The organism is Variovorax sp. efr-133-TYG-130 (assembly GCF_030208835.1).
GTDB lineage: Bacteria > Pseudomonadota > Gammaproteobacteria > Burkholderiales > Burkholderiaceae_C > Variovorax.
The window spans coordinates 12,014-26,889 of record NZ_JARVTD010000042.1; the positions used below are offsets into that span (position 1 = coordinate 12,014).

13 protein-coding genes are annotated in these 14,876 nt (G+C 70.0%); 7 read left to right on the plus strand and 6 right to left on the minus strand.

The genetic code is table 11. From position 1 onward, the window contains the following. Nucleotides 1-8 precede the first annotated feature (8 nt). Both QRN67_RS30585 and kdpE read left to right on the plus strand, forming a co-directional pair. The gene (locus QRN67_RS30585; RefSeq protein ID WP_285414872.1) at nucleotides 9-2,762 is read left to right on the plus strand and encodes a DUF4118 domain-containing protein; all 2,754 of its coding nucleotides are present in this window, start codon (nucleotides 9-11) and stop codon (nucleotides 2,760-2,762) included. Between the two features lie 4 nt (nucleotides 2,763-2,766). After that, the gene (gene kdpE, locus QRN67_RS30590; protein ID WP_081267486.1) at nucleotides 2,767-3,465 is read left to right on the plus strand and encodes a two-component system response regulator KdpE; all 699 of its coding nucleotides are present in this window, start codon (nucleotides 2,767-2,769) and stop codon (nucleotides 3,463-3,465) included. Nucleotides 3,466-3,748: 283 nt separating this feature from the next. Here kdpE and QRN67_RS30595 read toward each other — a convergent pair whose 3' ends face one another. The 6 genes from QRN67_RS30595 to QRN67_RS30620 all read right to left on the minus strand — a co-directional run bounded on the left by QRN67_RS30595 (nucleotide 3,749) and on the right by QRN67_RS30620 (nucleotide 10,058). Continuing rightward, a complete protein-coding gene (locus QRN67_RS30595) occupies nucleotides 3,749-4,867 on the minus strand; it encodes a zinc-binding dehydrogenase (RefSeq protein ID WP_285414873.1) in 1,119 nt (372 codons plus the stop codon). 86 nt (nucleotides 4,868-4,953) lie between these two features. After that, complete coding sequence (locus tag QRN67_RS30600; protein ID WP_285414874.1) at nucleotides 4,954-5,502, minus strand: dual specificity protein phosphatase family protein; 549 nt, start codon at nucleotides 5,500-5,502, stop codon at nucleotides 4,954-4,956. After that, nucleotides 5,499-5,990, minus strand: coding sequence for a hypothetical protein (locus tag QRN67_RS30605; protein WP_285414875.1), 492 nt, complete (start codon nucleotides 5,988-5,990; stop codon nucleotides 5,499-5,501). Before QRN67_RS30605 ends, QRN67_RS30600 begins: the two co-directional genes overlap by 4 nt. Continuing rightward, entirely contained in the window at nucleotides 5,987-7,132 is a 1,146-nt protein-coding gene (locus QRN67_RS30610; RefSeq protein WP_106936511.1) for an MGDG synthase family glycosyltransferase, read from the minus strand. The genes QRN67_RS30605 and QRN67_RS30610 overlap by 4 nt, the downstream gene beginning before the upstream one ends. A 335-nt stretch (nucleotides 7,133-7,467) precedes the next feature. Beyond that, nucleotides 7,468-8,913, minus strand: a complete 1,446-nt coding sequence (locus QRN67_RS30615; RefSeq protein WP_285414876.1) for a nicotinate phosphoribosyltransferase — start codon at nucleotides 8,911-8,913, stop codon at nucleotides 7,468-7,470. Nucleotides 8,914-8,978: 65 nt separating this feature from the next. Next, nucleotides 8,979-10,058 (minus strand): bifunctional nicotinamide-nucleotide adenylyltransferase/Nudix hydroxylase, encoded by a 1,080-nt coding sequence (locus QRN67_RS30620; protein WP_285414877.1) that lies wholly within the window; start codon nucleotides 10,056-10,058, stop codon nucleotides 8,979-8,981. Between the two features lie 83 nt (nucleotides 10,059-10,141). On the opposite strand from QRN67_RS30620, the gene QRN67_RS30625 reads away from it, so the two are divergent. The 5 genes from QRN67_RS30625 (at nucleotide 10,142) to QRN67_RS30645 (ending at nucleotide 14,841) form a co-directional block, all read left to right on the plus strand. After that, a complete protein-coding gene (locus tag QRN67_RS30625; RefSeq protein WP_285414878.1) occupies nucleotides 10,142-10,975 on the plus strand; it encodes a pseudouridine synthase in 834 nt (277 codons plus the stop codon). After that, nucleotides 10,942-12,072 carry a winged helix DNA-binding domain-containing protein gene (locus tag QRN67_RS30630; RefSeq protein WP_285414879.1) on the plus strand — a complete coding sequence of 377 codons (1,131 nt, stop codon included), beginning with the start codon at nucleotides 10,942-10,944 and terminating at the stop codon, nucleotides 12,070-12,072. Before QRN67_RS30625 ends, QRN67_RS30630 begins: the two co-directional genes overlap by 34 nt. 154 nt (nucleotides 12,073-12,226) lie before the next feature. Beyond that, nucleotides 12,227-12,883 (plus strand): response regulator, encoded by a 657-nt coding sequence (locus QRN67_RS30635; protein WP_081267495.1) that lies wholly within the window; start codon nucleotides 12,227-12,229, stop codon nucleotides 12,881-12,883. Nucleotides 12,884-12,950: 67 nt separating this feature from the next. Then, nucleotides 12,951-14,345: a sensor histidine kinase gene (locus QRN67_RS30640; protein ID WP_285414880.1), complete on the plus strand. Its 1,395-nt coding sequence runs from the start codon at nucleotides 12,951-12,953 to the stop codon at nucleotides 14,343-14,345. A gap of 157 nt (nucleotides 14,346-14,502) precedes the next feature. Beyond that, on the plus strand, nucleotides 14,503-14,841 hold the full coding sequence (locus tag QRN67_RS30645) for a hypothetical protein (RefSeq protein ID WP_285414881.1): 339 nt from the start codon (nucleotides 14,503-14,505) through the stop codon (nucleotides 14,839-14,841). The last annotated feature ends 35 nt before the right edge of the window (nucleotides 14,842-14,876 follow it).

Below are 14,876 nucleotides of genomic sequence, written 5' to 3' on the forward strand. Positions count from 1 at the left end.
CGCCACCCATGCTCGACGACCGCCCCGACCCCGACGCCCTGCTCGCGCAACTGCGCAGCGACGAGGCGCGCGCGCAGCGCGGCAAGCTGCGCATCTACTTCGGCGCCAGCGCGGGCGTCGGCAAGACCTGGGCCATGCTGAGCGCCGCGCAGCGCGAGCGCGCCGCCGGCCGCGACGTGCTCATCGGCGTGGTCGAGACCCACGGCCGCAGCGAGACCGCCGCGCTGCTCACGGGGCTCGACGCGCTGCCGCTGCGCGAGCTGGCCCACCGGGGCCGCACCCTCGCCGAATTCGACCTCGACGCCGCGCTGGCCCGCAAGCCCGCCGTGCTGCTGGTCGACGAGCTGGCCCACACCAACGCGCCCGGCTCGCGCCACGCCAAGCGCTGGCAGGACGTGCAGGAGCTGCTGGCCGCCGGCATCGAGGTGTGGTCGGCGCTCAACGTGCAGCACCTGGAGAGCCTGAACGGCACCGTCGGCGCCATCACCGGCGTGCGGGTGCACGAGACCGTGCCCGACACCGTGCTCGACGAGGCCGACGAGGTGGTGCTGGTCGACGTCACGCCCGACGAGCTCACGGCGCGGCTCGCGGCCGGCAAGGTCTACCTGCCGCAGCAGGCCGAGCGCGCGGCGCAGAACTTCTTCCGCAAGGGCAACCTCATTGCGCTGCGCGAGATTGCGCTGCGGCGCACCGCCGAGCACGTGGAAGACGACGTGCGCGGCTGGCGCGTGGAGCAGTCGGGGCCGGGCGCCGGCGGCAACGGAAAAGGGCGCGGCCTGCAGGCCTGGAACACCTCGGGCGCGATCCTCGCCTGCGTCGGTCCGCACGAAGGCGCTGCGCAGACGGTGCGCACCGCCGCGCGGCTCGCGGGCCAGCTCAATGTGCGGTGGCATGCGGTGTATGTCGAGACGCCCCGCCTGCAAAGGCTGGCGGCCGCCGAGCGCGACCGCATCCTCGCCGTGCTCAAGCTGGCCGAGGAACTGGGCGCCGCCACGGCGGTGCTCACCGGCTCCGACGTGGCGGAGCAGCTCGCCGAACAGGCGCGGCGCCTGAACTGCGCAACGCTGGTGCTCGGGCGCCCGGAGCCGGCCGCGGGCTGGCGGCGCTGGTGGCCGGCGGCCGCGTCGCCGACGCTGTCGCGCGCGCTGGCGCAACGCGCGCCCACGCTCGACATCATGGAAGTCGCGCCGGCCGACAGCTCGCGCCGCCTGTCGCGCGCGCCGCTGGAAGGTGCGCGCATCGACAGCGACGACCACGAGAAGGCACCCACCTACTGGCCGGCCTACGCCTGGGCCACCGCCACCAGCATTGCGCTGACGCTGGTGTGCACGCCGCTGGCCCGCGTGCTGGAGCTGTCGAACATCGTCATGCTGTTCCTGCTGGGCGTGGTGGGCGTGGCAATGCGCTTCGGGCGCGGGCCTTCGGCGCTGGCGGCGCTGCTCAACGTTGCGGCCTTCGACTATTTCTTCGTGCCGCCGCGCATGTCGTTCGCGGTCAGCGACGTGCAGTACGTGCTGACCTTCGCCATCATGCTGGGCGTCGGCCTGCTGGTGGGGCAGCTCACGGCCGGGCTGCGCTTCGCGGCCGGCGTGTCGACCAGCCGCGAGCGGCGCGCGCGTTCGCTGTTCGAGCTGACGCGGGAGCTCTCCGCCGCGCTCGAAAGCTCGCAGGTGGTCACGCTCGGCACGGCCGCCGTGCAGGGGCATTTCGGCGGCCATGCGCTGGTGCTGGTGACCGACGCTGCCGACCAGCTCGTGATGCCGGACCACCCGCCCGAGGGCTTCGATCCGCAGGTGGCCGACTGGGCCTTCCGCCACGGCCAGCCGGCCGGCCTGGCGACCGCCACGCTGGCCGCGCAGCCCTGGCACTACGTGCCGCTGCGCGCGCCGATGCGCGTGCGCGGCGTGCTGGCGCTTTCGCCCGCGCAGCCGCGCTGGTTGCTCATTCCCGAGCAGGCGCAGCAGCTCGACACGCTGGCGCGGCAGATCGCCATCGCGCTGGAGCGGGTGCACTACGTCGAGGTGGCGCAGCAGGCGGTGGTGGAGATGGAATCGGAACGGTTGCGCAACGCGTTGCTGGGCGCCATCTCGCACGACGTGCGCACGCCGCTCACCGCGCTGATCGCGCTGGCCGAGTCGCTGCAGACCCTGCCGCCCGAGGAGCATGACAACGCCGCGCGCGCCATCGTCGCGCAGGCGCACGAGCTGCATGCGCTGGTCAACAACCTGCTGGACATGGCGCGGCTCGAAAGCGGCATCGCCGGCGGCGCGGTCAACCTGCGGCGCGACTGGCAGTCGGTGGAAGAGGTCGTGGGCTCGGCCATCCGCGCGGCGCGCACCTCGCTGGGCGACACCGTCGTGCGCACCGCGCTCGACGCCGGGCTGCCGCTGGTCGAGTTCGACGCGGTGCTGATCGAGCGCGTGCTCGTCAACCTGCTGGAGAACGCTACCAAGTACGGCGCGCCGCCCATCGAAGTCGGCGCGCGGGCCGAGCCCGGCACGCTGGTGCTCACCGTGCGCGACCACGGCCCGGGCCTGCCCGCCGCGCTGCTCGGCCACGAGCAGAAGCTGTTCGACAAGTTCACGCGCGGCGAGGCCGAATCGGCGACGCCGGGCGTCGGCCTGGGCCTGGCCATCTGCAAGGCGGTGGTGAGCGCGCACGGCGGCGAGATCACTGCCGCGAATGCGCGCGGCGGCGGTGCAGAATTCACGGTCACGCTGCCGCGCCGCGAGCCGCCCGAATCCGCCGAAGCCCAACTCTGAAGCCATGCCAGCCCCTACCGCCATCGTGATCGAAGACGAGCCGCAGATCCGCCGCTTCGTGCGCGGCGCGCTCGAGGCCGAGGGCTGGCTGGTGCACGAAGCCGGCACCCTGCGCGACGGCCTGGCGGCGGCCGGCACGCGCCAGCCCGACCTGCTGGTGCTCGACCTCGGCCTGCCCGACGGCGACGGCGTCTCGCTGATCCGCGACGTGCGCGGCTGGTCGGCCGTGCCGATCATCGTGCTGTCGGCGCGCACCGACGAGGCCGACAAGATCGCCGCCCTCGACGCCGGCGCCGACGACTACCTCACCAAGCCCTTCGGCACCGGCGAACTGCTGGCGCGCGTGCGGGCCAACCTCAGGCGCCCCCGCGCCGCGGGCGGCGGCAACGACGAACCGGCCGACGCGCTGTTCCGCTTCGGCGAGATCGAGTTCGACCGCGCGGCGCGGCTCGTGCGGCGTTCAGGCGTCGAGGTGCACCTGACGCCCACCGAATACCGGCTGCTGTCGGTGCTGGTCGCAAACGCCGGCCGCGTGCTGACGCAACGCCAACTGCTGCGCGAAGTGTGGGGACCGTCACACACCGACCAGAGCCACTACCTGCGCATCTACATGGGGCACCTGCGGCAGAAGCTGGAGGCCGATCCGGCGCAGCCGAGGCATCTGCTGACGGAGACGGCCGTGGGGTATCGGCTGGTGGTCTAAGTTTTTGGTGCACTGCGTTGGCTGCTGCCAGCTAGAGGGCTGTGGTGAGGGCAGCCGGCATCAACCTCCCGGCAGAGCCCGGTACGCGGTGCGGTGTGGGCGGGCCCCTCTGTGCCGCCGAGGAGCGCAGCGTTTCGCGGATCAGGGCTCGCAGCTGTTTGAGCCGAAGGCGAGTTCTGCGAGACCCCGCGAAACGTGAGCACCGCAGGGGAGCCCGAAGGGCCGGCATAGTGGGGCCGACCGCGCCGTACCGTGTACCGGGCGCTTTACCCGGAGACCACGATCACTTGTTCGGATTCAGCAGGAACTTCTCACCGGTAGCCTGCTTCCCGTACACCCCGATCGCATCAAGCTGCAGCATTTCCACCAGCGACACCTCGCGCGTGTACTTGCTGGCAAACGTCGTCTTCAATTCGGCGACGACCCGTGCCTTCAGGCGCTGCGTACCGGCATCGCCGAGCTTGCCGAGGAACGGGAACAGCAGCCACCCGCCCATGCCCCACGCCATGCCGAAGTTGCGCACGAATTCGGTGGGAGAGCGATCAAGGCCGCCGTAGATGTACACCTGCTTGTGCGTGGTCGAGCCGTAGCGGCTGTATTCCTTGGCGGTGCGGTTCAGCGCCGCTTCCATGCAGCCGAGGATCTGCCCGGCCAGCTTGCCGCCGCCGGTGGCGTCGAAGGCCAGCGTGGCGCCGGTCTCCACCAGTGCCTGCGTCAGGTCTTCGAGGAAGGTGGGCGAGGTGGCGTTGCACACGTATTTCGCGCCCAGGCCGCGCAGCAGGTCTTCCTGCTCCTGCTTGCGCACGATGTTGACGAGCGCGATGCCGTCCTTCTGGCAGATCTTGTTGAGCATCTGGCCCAGGTTGGACGCGGCGGCCGTGTGCACCAGCGCCTTGTGGCCCTCCATGCACATGGTCTCGACCATGCTCAGCGAGGTCAGCGGATTGACGAAGCAGGATGCGCCTTCGGCCGGCGTGGTGCCGTCCGGCAGTTCCAGGCACTGGGCGGCGGCGAGGCAGCGGTACTGCGAGTACATCGCGCCGCCGATGGCCGCCACGGTCTTGCCGAGCAGCGCCTGCGCGGCCGGCGACGATCCGGCCTTGACCACCACGCCCGCGCCTTCGTTGCCGACCGGCATCGACTGGTCGAGCCGCGCCGCCATCGCGGGGAGCGCGCGCTCGGGCACGGTGGCGGTGACGACCGGGCGCTCGGGCGTGCCCGAGGCCTTGGCGGTGCTCATGTCGGCGGCGCCGAACAGCAGGCCCAGGTCCGACGGATTCAGGGGCGACGCCTCGACGCGGATCACCACTTCGTGGGCCTGCGGCTCGGGGATCGGATCGTCGTGCAGAGAGAGTTCGAGTTCGCCGTTCGCGCGAACGAGGGAGCGGATTTGGAGTGCCATGGAAGAGCCCTTCGTGAAGCTTCGCAGATGGCCATCGGCCACGGGGCGGCCAGTATAGGAGCGGGGTTCGGAAGCCGCTGGCGCCTTCAGGACACCACGGGAATCACGGGGGCATGGGCCAGCGCGCGGCGCATCTTCGCGGGGTCGAGCCGCTCGATGTAGCGCGGGATGTTGCGCCACAGCGTGTGATAGCCGTAGCCGCCGCGCAGCATCTCGTGGCGTGCGCTGTCCTTGTCCCAGTCCTGCACGGCCATGCGGTAGACCGCTGCGATCACGCCGGTGCGGTCGGCGCCGTGCATGCAGTGGATCAGCACCGGGCCCTGCTTCTGCGCCTCGCGGATGGCGAGCAGCGCGCGCAGCACCTTGGCATCGTCGATGGACCAGGTGTTGATCGGCACGCGCACCAGCCGCATGCCGGTGCCGGCGAACACCTTCTTGTCGTCGTTGAACGAGCGCAGGCTCACCACGGTGCGGATGCCGAGCGACCGCAGCGCGGCCATGTCGGTGCGCCGGGGCTGCGCGCTGCGGTACAGCGTGGGCGTGATGCGGTGCAGGTTCTCGACGTGCAGTTCGTCGAGCGGGTCGGCCCAGTGGCCGGGGCGCGTTTCGTCGTCGTCGCCGCCAGCCGCGCTCATGGCTTGCGCTTCCAGTGCCGCACCGTGAGGATCAGCAGCGCCACCGCGAGGCCGCCCCAGTAGTCGACCGGCGCGCCCCACAGCCAGTGCTTGTGCCAGAACGCGTCGACCGGGTTGAAGCGCGCCCAGCCGAAGGCCGGGTTGATGATGAACCAGAGAAAGTCCTCGCAGACCCAGAACACGATCAGCCCCGCCACCGCGAGCCCGACGTTGCGCCACGTCCAGCGGCCGTTGAAGGCCAGCGGCGAGAAGAACACCAGCGCCATGAAGGTGAACACCCATGCGTGGTAGCCCGTCATCGCGCGGCCGCCCCAGAAGATGTCGAGCCAGATGCTGTTCTCGATGCGCCAGGTCGGCAGCGACGTGGCCCAGCCGGCGCCGCCTTCGATCTGGATCTCGGCATTGGCGAAGAAGAAGGCCATGACGGCCACCCAGGCGAGATAGCCGAGCGTGCGGCCCACGCCGGTGTTTTCGGTGTCGCGGTTCATGCGGCGCTGCCCGACAGAACGTGTTGCAGCACCGCGCGCGCGGCCTGCGGCTTGCCCAGCGCGCGGCTGCGGGCCGCCATGTTCGCGAGCTTTGCGGTGTCGGCCATCAGGCGCGCCACCTTGTAGTCGAGGCCGATGGCGTCGTAGGCCAGCCACGCGGCGCCTTCTTCCATCAGGAAGCCGGCGTTGTGCTCTTCCTGCCCGGGGATGGGCGAGATCAGCAGCATCGGCTTGCCCAGCGCCAGGCATTCCGACACCGTGAGCCCGCCGGGCTTGGTGACGACGAGGTCGGACGCGGCCATCATCTTGTGCATTTCGTTGGTGAAGCCGACGGCGACCACGCGCCCCGGGTGGCGCCTGGCCAGCGCCTCTAGCTTGCCGTATGCCTCCACGTTGCGGCCCGCCACGGCAATGACCTGGAAGTTGCCTTCCCCGCCGAGGCCGAGCACGCGCTCGACCATGCTGGGCAGGTCGCCCACGCCCGCACCGCCCGAGGCCATCAGCAGCACCGGCCGCGAAGGATCGAGGCCCAGCTCGGCCGCGCAGGCATTGCGCGTGAGCGCCGGTGCATCGGGCTCGGAGAAGGCCGGCATCACGGGGATGCCGGTGACGTGGATGCGGTCCGCCGGAATGCCGCGCGCCCGCAGGCGGAACGCCACTTCTTCCGTGGCGGCCAGGTAGCCGGTCATGCCCGGCACGAGCCACATGTTGTGCAGGTCGTAATCGGTGATCTGCAGCCACACGGGGTAGTCGATGCGGCCGCGGTTGCGTTCGCGCATCAGCAGTTCCGCGGGCAGGAAGTGGGTGCAGATGACGGCGTCGGGCTGCTCGCGGCGGATTTCCTTCACGAGCGCGCCGGTGCTCAGCCGCTCGATGCCGCGGCGCAGGCGTTGCGATGGTGCGTGGTGCGGCGTGGTGTCGGTGCGCTGGTGCAGGTACGACCACAGCTCGGGGGCCCGGTTCACGAGCTGGATGTACCAGTCGGTGTAGACCTTGCGAAAGCCGCCGGCCACATGGGCCATCGCATCGATGTGGACCGCCGTGCAGGGCGGGGCGAGGGTCTGGGCGGTGGCGGCAAGCGCCTGTGCTGCACGCACGTGGCCGTTGCCGGCGCTCACGCTGAGGATCAGGAGTTTGGTCATGAAATCCGGGAGTTGGGCGGATTATGGCGATGCCTTGTGGCAGTGCTTTTCCAGCTGTTGTTCAGGGCTCGCTCACGCCCACGGGGTACCTTGCTCCGCGAATGTCCCCCGGCCTGCGGTCTCCTCCTTTATTTCGCTGCGCAAGGCACCCCATCGGCGTGATCGTTCAGAGCACCTGTTGATCGAGCGGCACGACGGCAGCGCTCGTTGTGCGCAGGGCGCCGGGTGCTCCCCGCAGCGAAATAAAGGAGGAGGCCGCAGGCCGGGGGACATTCGCGGAGGGGAGTACCCGGTGCCCTGTGCACCCGCCCTGAACGAATGAATGAACCAAAAGCCTAAAGAGGCGCCCGAGAAGTGATGAACTGATTCACCCCTGCCGCAGCCCGCTCGCGAACAGCATCGAAAGTGGTGCTCTCCACGATGTGCCCGTTCTCGAACACCGTCTGCAGCAAGTCGGCCTGGCCTGCCGCCAGCGTCTCTTCACGCACAGTGCTTTCGACACCGTTCGCACCGCGCACCAGCGCAAGACGCCCCTTCTTCGAAGCCTTGCCCATGTCCCCCACGGGCGACTTGTACACGTCGCGCCACTCGCCGTTCACCTGCATCGCCGAGCACTTCATCGCCCACTGCATCGTGTCGCGGTTGACCTGCTGCAGCAGCCCGCCGCCCATGCCGAAGGAGATGTTCTCCGTCGAGAAACCGTTGTGGAAGAAGTTCGACAGGCACAGCCGCAGCGAATCGAGATTCACGCCGTCGCCCTGGATGATGCGCACGTTGTTCAGCACGCGGAAGCCCTTGGCGTTGGTCGTCGTGCCGAAGCGCTCGGCCAGGATCTGCGCCACCTTCAGCGTGGTCTCGGCCGGGTCGCCCGAGTCCGGGCGCACCACCAGCGTCGCGCCCGAGGCCACCACCTTCGCCTTCAGCTCGCCACCCCAGATGCGCGCGCAGGCATTGAAGATGTCGTAGCTGTCGCTCACCACCGCAAAAGTGGCGCCGGGCTTGCCGAACTGGTCCACCATGTTGCTGTACGCATCGGCTTCATGTTCGCGGCCCCAGCCCGTGATGGTGCTGTGCTCCGCCGCGGGAATCGAGAAGCCCGCCACGTCGCAGTCGTAGTACCGGCGTGCCGCCACCAGTGCAGCCAGCGTGTCCGTGCCCATGAAGTTCACCAGGTGGGCCATGCCGCCGAGCGCGGCCGATTCGAGGCTCGACACGCCGCGCGCGCCGAAGTCGTGCAGCCGGAAGGCGATCTGCCCTTGCGGGTCGTCGCAGGTCGCTTCGAGGTAGCGCAGCAGCGTGGTGCGCGCGGCGGCCGACAGCGTGGCCACCGTGGTCGGGTACCAGATGGCGCGCAGCAGCTCGGTTTCCAGAAAGCTCGTCACCCAGAAGAACTCGGGGTCGGTGTTCTCGATGGTCGCCAGCACGTTGTGCACCGGCGTCACGCTGCCTTCGGGCACGGCGCGGATGCGCACCGGCATCAGCCCGCCGTGCTTCTCGATCAGCCGCAGCCAGCCTTCGCGGTTGAAGGGCTCGCCGTGCGCGGCCATGAGCAGGGCGGCTTCTTCCACGTCGTCGCGCGTCACCGGCGTCTGCAGGTATTCGCGCAGGTAGGCCTGCAGCCCGAAGAACAGCGAGTGGCTGAAGATGCCGCCGCGCGACTCGATGTAGCTGTACACCGTCTGCGTGCCGGGCGGGTACTGCATCCAGTGCGACACCTTGTAGGAGTCGGTGCGAAGCAGCAGGTTGTTGCCCAGGGGCGAGGAGGTGAGATTGCGGTTCATGTGAAAGCTCCTTTCACTGTGGCACCCGTCAACCGGGGCCGTTCTTGCTGACAAAGCCTGGTCGTTCAGTTCTTGCCCAGGCCACCCAAAAAATGATTCGCGATGAAGAAGTGGTCTTCGTAGATGCGGTCCTGCATGTCGAGGAACTCGGCAATGGGCACCCAGCGCACCTCGGCCGCGTCGTCGTCGGCGCGCACTTCCGAAAGGCCGGTCCACTGGTTGTGCGCCAGCTCGAAGAAGAAGCCGTGCGTGATGGTGCGCCCGCGCTGCGAGCGGTCGGGCGCGTCGAACACGTGGCTGGCCTTCATGCTGCCGTTGAGCACGGGCACGGGCACCTTGAGGCGGGTTTCTTCCTTCAGCTCGCGGATGGCCGCGTCCTGCAGCCGCTCCTGCTGGCCGACGAAGCCGCCGGGCAGCGCCCAGGTGCCCTTGCCGGGATGGAACTTGCGCTGCACCAGCAGGATGTGGCCGGCCTCGACCACGATGGCGTCGACCGTGGTGTAGATGGGCGGAAAGTCGCTGCCCGCGTAGCGGTACTTGTCGCGGTAGTCGACGAGGAAGGCGCGCTCTTCGCAGAGCTCGGCGTAGTCGGCGGTGCGGGTGAACTGGTCGAGGAACGCGGCCGTGCCGTCGGGCAGGTCGGCGCGCGCGAGCTGGCCGCGGTTCTCGGGGTCGAAATAGAGGCTGCGCACGTCGGTGGCGTTGAGGCTCTCCACGCTGTTCTGCCCGACGAACTCCCAGTGCGGGAACATCTTCAGGTAGTAGCTCGATGCGTCCTTCAGGTGCCCCACCAGCGCCACCCTGGCCTTGGCCGGTGCATGGCCGTCCTGCGCGATGAGCCGCTCGACTGCCGACTGGATCGACGCGATCCAGATCTGGTCGTTGTAGGGCGAGTCGCCCACGCCGACCACGCTCACGCGCATCTGGTCGCTGCTGCGCAGGCAGGCGCGCACCATGCGTTCGCGTTCGTCGAAGGTGAAGGGGTTCTTGACGCTGCGCGGCTGCCGGTCGGAGCCGACCACCACGATGACCCGATCGGCGGCGCGCGAGGCCTCTTCGATGAGTCGTTGATGTCCGAAATGAACGGGCTGGAAGCGCCCGATGACGATGGCGTACTGGTACTTGCGTGCGTTTTGCGTGTTCACTTGGGAATCCCCCAAAAAGGGCGCGATCAGCTCGCGCTTGCGTTCAGGATAGCATCGGTGCCGCACATTGATCAAGCCTTCCGATGACCGAGCCCTCTTCTCCCCCCGCCGATGCCGTGCGCCTGAACAAGCGCATGGCCGAACTGAAAATGTGCTCGCGCCGCGAGGCCGACGAATGGATCGCCAACGGCTGGGTGAAGGTCAACGGCAGGCCGGCCGAAATGGGCGTGAAGGTCACGCCGTCCGACCGCATCGAGATCGACAAGGCCGCCAGGGGCCAGCAGGCGAACCAGGTCACCATCCTCATCAACAAGCCCATCGGCTATGTGAGCGGCCAGGCCGAGGACGGCCATGAACCGGCGGTCACGCTGTTCACGCCGCAGAACCGCTGGGCCGAAGACAACGCGCGCTTCTTCTTCAGCCCGCAGCAGCTGCGCGGCCTCGCGCCGTGCGGCCGGCTCGACATCGACTCCATCGGCCTGCTGGTCATGACGCAGGACGGCCGCATCGCGCGCCAGCTCATCGGCGAAGACTCGGTGATGGAGAAGGAATACCTGGTGCGCGTGGCTTACCACGGCCTGGGCCAGCCCGCGCCCACCGGCCAGCTGGTGCGCATGGACGACGACGACCCCGTCACCACCAACGTGCAGGCGGTGTTCCCGCCGGCCATGCTCGCGAAGCTGCGCCACGGCCTGAGCCTCGACGGCCAGGCGCTGAAGCCCGCGCGGGTCGAATGGCAGAACCCCGAGCAGCTGCGCTTCGTGCTCACCGAAGGCAAGAAGCGGCAGATCCGCCGCATGTGCGAACTGGTCGGCCTGAAGGTGGTGGGCCTGAAGCGGGTGCGCATCGGCAAGGTCATGCTGGGCAACCTGCCGGTGGGGCAATGGCGATACCTGGCGCCGCACGAGAAGTTCTGAGCCTGCGCGCGCTGAACCGCGCCACGCTGGCGCGGCAGATGCTGCTGGCGCGGCGCAGCCTCACGGCGACGCAGGCCGTCGAGCGGGTGGCCGGGCTGCAGGCGCAGGCGCCCAACCCGCCCTACATCGGCCTCTGGAGCCGGCTCGAAGGCTTCCGGCGCGAGCAGCTGACCGATGCATTGCACAAGCGCCGCATCGTGCGCATGTCGACCCTGCGCGGCACCCTGCACCTGATGAGCGCGCGCGACGCGCTGGCATGGCGCCCGCTGCTGGAGCCGGTGCATCAGCGCGGCCTGCAGGGCAGCAACCACAGGAAGGCGCTCGACGGCATCGACCGCGCGGCGGTGGTCGAGGCCGGACGCGCGCTGCTCGCCGAGCGGCCGCGCACCGGCGCCGAACTCGGGCAGGCCCTCGGGCTGCGCTGGCCGGGCCGCGAGAGCGCCTCGCTCGCCGCGCTGATCCGCAACAGCCTGCCGCTCGCGCACCTGCCGCCGGCGGGCACCTGGAACTCGCACCAGAGCGCGCTGCTGCAGCCCCTTGGCGACTGGCTCGGGGATGCGGCGGCCGATGCCGCTCCCGCCACCCAGGACGATCTGCTGCTGCGCTACCTCGCCGCCTTCGGCCCCGCCACGCTGGCCGATGCCGGCGCATGGTCGGGCCTCACCGGCTGGAAGGCCGTGGCCGAGCGCCTGCGGCCCCGGCTGCGCGTGTTCGTGGGCGAAGACGGCCAGGAGCTCTTCGACCTGCCCCGCGCGCCCCGGCCCGACCCTGACACGCCCGCGCCGCCGCGCCTCGTGGCCGAGTGGGACAACCTGCTGCTCTCGCATGCCGACCGCGCCCGCGTGCTGAGCGAGGCGAACCGTGCGCGCGTGTTCACCGCCAACGGCATCGTGCGCGGCACGGTGCTGCTCGACGGCTTCGTGGCGGGCGTCTGGAAGATCGAGCGCGAGAAGAACAAGAACATCGCCACCGTGCTGCTGGAGGCCTTCGCACGCTGGTCGAAGGCCGACCGCGACGCGGTGGAGGGCGAGGCCCTCGGCCTGCTGGCCTTCGCGTCGGACGGCGAGGGCGAACGCCACGCCGTGCGCATGGCCTGAGCATTGCCGCGGCGCCGTTGCCCCGCGCGATTGCCCCCGCGATGCACCCGCCGCCTAAGCTGCGTCTAAGTATTCCCACCTACTCTGCGCCACGGCGCAGGCTCTTCCGATCATCCCGGTCGCGTGCTAACTTGCGGCCGAAGGAGTCGCCGCGATGCGCGTTCTGCTGGTGGAAGATGACGAAATGATCGGGCGCAGCCTCAAGCAGGCGCTCGAGGGCGCGGGCTGGTCCGCGGATTGGGTGCGCGACGGCGAGCTCGCGCAAAGCGCCCTGGGCGATGGCGGCTACACCTGCGTGCTGCTCGACCTCGGCCTGCCCAGGCAGGACGGCACCGAGGTGCTGCGCCGCGCCCGCGAACGCGGCGACGCCACGCCGGTGCTGGTGCTCACCGCCCGCGACGGCCTCGACGACCGCATCCACAGCCTCGACCTCGGCGCCGACGACTACCTGCTCAAGCCCTTCGAATTCCGCGAGCTGCTCGCGCGCATGCGCGCCGTCGTGCGGCGGCGCGACGGCGCCGCGCATTCGCTGGTCGGCAGCGCCACGCTGCAGCTGGACCTCACCACGCGCGAAGTGGTGGTCAACGGCGAGCGCGAAGCGCTCACCGCGCGCGAGTTCGCGCTGCTGCACGCGCTGCTGGAGCGCCCCGGCGCCATCCTCTCGCGCGAACAGCTGGAGAACCGCATCTACGGCTGGGGAGAAGAGGTCACCAGCAATGCGATCGACGTGCTGATCCACGGCATGCGCCGCAAGCTGGGCGCGGACGCGATCCGCAACGTCCGCGGCCTGGGCTGGCGCGTGGTTGCATGATGAGGCGCGCCCCCAGGCTTTGCGCACTTCGTATCGCTGCTGCGTTTCGCGAACGGACCCGGGGCCCATGACCGGCGCAGACCATGGCAGCGGCCGCTGGTGGCGGCCGCATTCGCTGCGCACGCAGTTGCTGCTGTGGCTCATCACGCTGCACCTGGGCGCCGCGGTGCTGACTGCGTGGTTCTCCTTCGTGGCCTACGGCAACCTCGTGCACAACGCGCTGGACGACCAGATGCGCCTGGTGGCCGAGTCGTACGCGGGCAGCGACCCGCTCAAGATCCCGCGCCCCATGGACGGCGAGGCGGCGTTCTCGCGCGGCGCCTTCATCGTGCAGATATGGAGCCCCGACGGCCACACGCTGCGCGCCAGTTCGTGGCCGGTGCTGGCGGTGCCGCTGCAGTCGCGCGCGGGCTTCGGCGACGTGAGCACGGGCGCGCATTCGCAGTCGAGCTGGCGCGTGTTCACCGCCGAGCCCGGCCCGCGCGCCGACCAGCCGCGCGTGCAGGTGCTGCAGAACGAGGACTACCGCCGCCGCCGCGCCCTGCGCCGCGCATTGCTCGAAGGCCTGCCGATCACGCTGCTGCTGCCGCTCGCGCTGCTGATCCTGTGGATCATCGTGTCGGCCGCCTCGCGCTCGCTGCGCGCGGTGGCGCGCGACGTGGCCTCGCAGGACGAGCGCAGCCCCACCGAGCTGTCGCTGGCGCGCGTGCCCGAAGAGATCGCACCGCTGGTGGGCGCCTTCAACAACCTGCTGTCGCGCGTGCGCAGCGCCTTCGCCACGCAGCGCCGCTTCGTGCAGGACGCAGCGCACGAGCTGCGCACGCCGATGGCCGCCATCGGCCTGCAGATCGAGAACCTGCGCGCCCATGTGCCGGCCGGCGAGGCGACCGAGCGCTTCAACCAGCTCGAAGCCGGCGTCACGCGCGCGCAGCACCTGATCGAGCAGCTGCTCAACCTGTCGCGCCAGGACGCGCCGCAGCGCAGCACCGCCGGCGAGCGTGTCGACATCGAAGTGCTGCTGCGCGAGAGCGTGAGCCAGCTCATGGTGCTGGCCGATGCGCGGCGCGTGGACATCGGCTTCGAGGGCGGCATCGCGGCAGTGGTGGTGGCGCCCGCGGCCGAGCTGCGCAGCGTGTTCGACAACCTGATCGACAACGCGCTGCGCTATGCGCCCGAAGGCGGCGTGGTCGACGTGAAGCTGCACCAGTTCGGCGGCCATGCGGTGGTCGACGTGCTCGACAACGGCCCCGGCATTCCGAAAGCCATGATGGGCCGCGTGTTCGACCGCTTCTTCCGCGTGCCGGGCGCGGCGGCGGGTGGCAGCGGCCTGGGGCTGGCCATTGCCCGCACGGCGGCGGAGCGGCACGGCTTGCGCATCGAGCTGCACAACCGCGAAGACGGCCCGGGATTGAGGGCGCGGGTGCATCTGCCGCCGTCGCCGGCCGCGCCTCTTTCGCACTGAGTGCGAAGACCGGCGCGCGGCGCGCTCACTCATCCGCGCCTAACTCTTCGCTCACGTTCAACTCAGATGGCGTGCCTAGAGTGCGTTCAGGTCCTGCCACGCGCAGTTCGCGCGATGGCACGAGGCCGGAGACAACATGCCCTCAGGAGAACACACCATGCGTACTTCCCTCAAGCTTCTCGCCGTCGGTTCCCTTGCTGCGCTGGCAGCGATGGGCGCGGTCACCGCATCGGCCGAAACCACCGATGGTTCGGACTTCCATCCGCTGCAGATGAACTCGCCCACGAACCCCGATGTGCAGGCCGGCGCGATGGCTGCGGCCCGCCCGAGCGGCACCGAGCCGATCGGCCAGTCGACCAGCGCACCCGCGATGAATTCGACGATGCCGGTGTCCGACATCCAGGCCGGCGCCTATGCGGCGTCGCACCCGACCGGCACCGAGCCGATCGGGCAATCGACCTCGCTGCCGATGGTGAAGTCGGGCAGCGGCAGCTGAGCGCCGTCGCGCCGATGATGGCGCCCGCGACGGGC

Coding starts and splice junctions, on each gene's coding strand:
- QRN67_RS30640 (WP_285414880.1), top strand. CDS start 12,951: ATGACCGGCGCAGACCATGGCAGCGGCCGCTGGTGGCGGCCGCATTCG.
- QRN67_RS30600 (WP_285414874.1), bottom strand. CDS start 5,502: ATGAGCGCGGCTGGCGGCGACGACGACGAAACGCGCCCCGGCCACTGG.
- QRN67_RS30605 (WP_285414875.1), bottom strand. CDS start 5,990: ATGAACCGCGACACCGAAAACACCGGCGTGGGCCGCACGCTCGGCTAT.
- QRN67_RS30610 (WP_106936511.1), bottom strand. CDS start 7,132: ATGACCAAACTCCTGATCCTCAGCGTGAGCGCCGGCAACGGCCACGTG.
- QRN67_RS30585 (WP_285414872.1), top strand. CDS start 9: ATGCTCGACGACCGCCCCGACCCCGACGCCCTGCTCGCGCAACTGCGC.
- QRN67_RS30625 (WP_285414878.1), top strand. CDS start 10,142: ATGACCGAGCCCTCTTCTCCCCCCGCCGATGCCGTGCGCCTGAACAAG.
- kdpE (WP_081267486.1), top strand. CDS start 2,767: ATGCCAGCCCCTACCGCCATCGTGATCGAAGACGAGCCGCAGATCCGC.
- QRN67_RS30635 (WP_081267495.1), top strand. CDS start 12,227: ATGCGCGTTCTGCTGGTGGAAGATGACGAAATGATCGGGCGCAGCCTC.
- QRN67_RS30630 (WP_285414879.1), top strand. CDS start 10,942: ATGGCGATACCTGGCGCCGCACGAGAAGTTCTGAGCCTGCGCGCGCTG.
- QRN67_RS30595 (WP_285414873.1), bottom strand. CDS start 4,867: ATGGCACTCCAAATCCGCTCCCTCGTTCGCGCGAACGGCGAACTCGAA.
- QRN67_RS30615 (WP_285414876.1), bottom strand. CDS start 8,913: ATGAACCGCAATCTCACCTCCTCGCCCCTGGGCAACAACCTGCTGCTT.
- QRN67_RS30645 (WP_285414881.1), top strand. CDS start 14,503: ATGCGTACTTCCCTCAAGCTTCTCGCCGTCGGTTCCCTTGCTGCGCTG.